The sequence below is a fragment of the Flavobacterium sp. genome, from assembly GCF_043720215.1.
GTDB lineage: Bacteria > Bacteroidota > Bacteroidia > Flavobacteriales > Flavobacteriaceae > Flavobacterium.
Genome location: NZ_JAYSSZ010000146.1, coordinates 1 through 3,848 on the forward strand (window position 1 = coordinate 1; position 3,848 = coordinate 3,848).

At 34.9% G+C, this 3,848-nt stretch carries 1 protein-coding gene, 2 tRNA genes and 2 pseudogenes; all 5 read right to left on the reverse strand.

Going from position 1 to position 3,848, the window contains the following annotated elements:
• Positions 1-1,972: pseudogene (locus ACHZC3_RS06825) on the reverse strand (hypothetical protein); the annotation flags it as partial.
• 445 nt (positions 1,973-2,417) lie between these two features.
• Positions 2,418-2,490, reverse strand: a tRNA-Cys gene (locus ACHZC3_RS06830).
• Positions 2,491-2,573: 83 nt separating this feature from the next.
• A tRNA-Ser gene (locus ACHZC3_RS06835) sits at positions 2,574-2,658 on the reverse strand.
• 341 nt (positions 2,659-2,999) lie between these two features.
• Positions 3,000-3,239, reverse strand: coding sequence for a hypothetical protein (locus ACHZC3_RS06840; protein ID WP_394759125.1), 240 nt, complete (start codon positions 3,237-3,239; stop codon positions 3,000-3,002).
• 94 nt (positions 3,240-3,333) lie between these two features.
• A pseudogene (locus tag ACHZC3_RS06845) lies at positions 3,334-3,471 on the reverse strand (hypothetical protein); the annotation flags it as partial.
• Positions 3,472-3,848 lie beyond the last annotated feature (377 nt).

Here is a 3,848-nt window from a genome sequence, read left to right on the forward strand (position 1 = left end):
GAACTAAAGCTTTTGCGTTCCTTAAACGAACACGAGTCGTCATGCAACTTGTAATCGCTTTCAGCTCAAAGGGGTTGCATTTTCGGAACGTGCGTGTTGGAATACGTTTTGGGAAGAAAAGAAGACGTTGCTTAGAAACTCCGCATTCCAGATTGGCTTTATCTAAAAGACGTAAAGCTCTTTTCTGACGTAAATACATCAAAATTTTAGCGGTATTAGGCAAAATTTTAGTAACAACCTCTTCCACATTTGCGCCGTACTCTTTAATATGTTTTCGATGCTTAAAATCAAGTAAAGCCAATGAGTCAGGAACGTGAGAACGTTTTAAATGGGCAATCGCAGCTTTTGAATCCGCAGGCATAAAAGTATATGTCAAAAGACGAGCTAACATACGACGTTCTGAGGCAGTTACGTGGTGCTTACCCTCCAGATCTTTTAAAAGTCGCATAAGATTGAACTTAAACGGATCAGTTCTATAAGTGTCTTTTGTGGATTTTTGTAAACTATTAAGCTGTCTTCGATCTGTTGTAAATTTAAGCAAAGAACGTAATCGAAAAGTTTCTCGAGCTCGAGTTCTCAGCGCTCTTCTTTTTCTCAAATCTCCACGCGTAAGAAAATCACGTGGAAAAACAACCAATACAGGTTGTTGCTTTGCTCGAACAAGATTATGCGTATTGTTCCTAAATGCAGGCCGCATATTGAAATTCGTTTGCGGTTTTGTATGTCTTTTCGGTTTTTCTAAGTGACTATAGTCATACCAGTGATTAAATTTGGCGTTAGCTGGTGACTTAACTAACGAACGATGCGTAATTTTTGTAGAACGTATTAAAGGCCACCCCGTGCGAGGATCCAAATTTTTATGTTTTTCTAATTTTTTATTGCGACTTACGGAGCGAGATAGAAAAAGGTGTGAATATAATATTTTCTGTACGTATTTATCTATGTGATTTTGGGTAGTACCTTTTTTTTTAGGAGGATTAAGAGCTTCTTTTCTAAAAGGATTAAGAACTTCTTTTTTAAAAGAATTAAGAGCTTCTTTTCTAAAAGAATTAGGAACTTTTTTTTTAGAAGGATTAAGAACTTTTTTTTTTCGAGGTGTTTGGTCTACAAGAACAAGCTTTCTAGCATATAAAACATACGAAATTGCTGTAACGACAATGGCGAAAGCGAAACAATAAATCGAAGGTAAACTAATCGAAAAACTCGGGTAGTTAATTTGCGCAAACGTAGTAATAATAGTGTCCTTAACAGGTCTTTCAAACCCGCCAGGATACCACCAAAGAAGACCCTTAGGTATTCCGTATCCGCCAGGTAAACTAAATCCACCAAGAGGAATAGATCCTCCCGCAACAGTAATAGTACCGTTTGGCAATTCAAACCCGCCAGGTATGGTAATAAACCCTTTGGGTAAAAAAGAAAGACCAGGAATAGTAACGAGAGATGTGGGTAGCGCTGGTACTGGTACGGTTATAAGAGCTTCAATACCAGGTATTGTAAACTGCTTATACGTAAAAAATCCCACAGGACATAACTCAATAAGATTCCCAGAAAGTTCTGTTGTTAATATTTTCGGTAAATACGTACCGATTTGTGAATTTTTACCACGTCCTATGAAACCTAGATCGCTTATTCCTGCAACTTCTTCCCCAAAACGTTCACAGCGACCGCAATGTATACACCTCAGCATAGAAGTTTTTACGTGCATACCTAATATTGCAATTAGTTCGTCATAAGACTTTCGTCTATCCTCGTTAAAACGATTACAAGATGAGTCAAAAAGGTCAGCTTGATCCTGTAAATCGCAAGTACCAGATTGATTACATAAAGGGCAATCTGTAGGGTGGTTACAAAGTAAAAACTCTGAAACGCCTTCTTTCGATTTTCGAGTAAAAACACTTCTAATGTAAAGCATTGAAAATACTTCTTCAATTTTTTGAGCAAGAACTTTGTTCTCATGCGTACACGTTGTCAACGGTTTTGAAGTTTGACTTGCTTCAGACACACAGACACGACAACTACCACTGATAGACAGCATGGGATGGTAACAAAAATGAGCGGAGAGGTTACCATCTGTGAGATTTTTTACAATTAGGGACGTTATAAGAGATTTGCCCCGTGGAACCAAATTAGAATTTTTTGACTGGTTAGGTCTCTCTGCTGTTAGGAGCATATACTCTTACATGAATATTAGAAAATTCAAAAGGAAGACAGAAAACTGAACGGGATCACTTTTTTCTCTGGAAAATTTGAGAAAACAGCACGCATAAAGAAGTGCAAAAAATGATTTTAAAAACGAACAGATTTATTTAACTAAGTGCAATTACTTTTGTTTTATTCTTGGGGTTATTTTTTTTGAACTTCTAGAAAAAAATAAAAAATTTTCACATCAAGGAACAGCTTAACAAAACGCAGTTTACAAGCTAAAATAGGATTTGAACCAATATTTTCAGATTTGCAATCTGACACATTACCCATTTATGTTATTCAGCCTAAATTTATTTCTATTTAGAAAATTAATGGGAATACTAAAATCTACGGTATTCATTTGAAATTGCTGACTGTTTCTTCATATTTAGAAAAGGAGGGATTCGAACCCCCGGTACTTTTAGTACAATAGTTTTCAAAACTACCGCCTTAGACCACTCGGCCACTTGTCCTGTTAAAACTTTAGTACATAACAAATAAGAAAGTTTAAGCCTATGCTTTACGGCTTTATTAAAATCAGACTTTGTCATGGAATTGTAGTTAAAACTATGATTTTATTTCTTTATGTTTATTATTTTTTTAAACTTTTTAGGAGAAAAAGTGGTCGTATTCCGGTTTTAAATCTTTCATCTTATCATTAAACTAATACACCCTTTTGAGAAAAAATATATCTTTATCTTTGCAAGTTCAAAAAAATAACCTTAAAAATGGAAGGGTGGTTGATTGTACTTAAGTAATTGAACTTGTGTTTTATTCTAATAAACAAGTTCAATTAGTACTATTCGGGTAACCAGTTAAAATTTATCAAAATCCCTACAGTAAATATTAAGTAGCTTAAAGATGAAGTAAGAAAACATTTCCAACCTAAATACATTAATTGATCGCAAACGGTATCTAGGTAGAACTGCGCGCGTGAAAATGAAGAATACAACACCGAAACAAACTTTAAATCCCAACCAAGCCGAACCTGGTGTCAGATTAAATATAAAACTGTTAATTAGAGGTAACCAGCCGCCCCCCCCTAAAAATAAAATACCGTAAACATTTAAACGCTAAAGTGGCTGAAACGTAAAGAATGCCTGGATTTAAATCACAAATAACTGCACCAGCATCGAAAGATACAACAGCCTAATCTATCAGACTTAAAACAAGAACGAATAGAAAAGTACCCACGTTTGCGTTTATAGGGAGAGTTGTTTCTTTAACAAATAATTTTAAACCACCCGCAAAAGGCTGCAACAAGTCTATAAAACCTACGGAATTGGTGCCACGACGTCGTTATTATTGCACTTATTATTTTTCGTTCTGCGATTGTAAAATAAGCAACTGTAACTAGCAAACTATTAAAGATAAAATTTCTATAGTTTTTATCGTCATTTTTTGTACGCGTAGTCGTTGTTAGCGCACAAAACTTGCAGTAACTTTGAGGTACTAAACTCGAGTAAAAAATTTATTATTACTCAGTAACCTATCACACTAAATTTCAATATTGAAAAACATACACTTGATCAAAATGCTACGTTCACAATAAAGAATAATAGACAAAGATCAGTTTTTATTACTAAAGACTTGTCGAATGAATCTTTCGCAAGATTAAGTTAAAATTTTTCAACTGTTTTGGGTTGTTGTGCTGCACAAAAGTA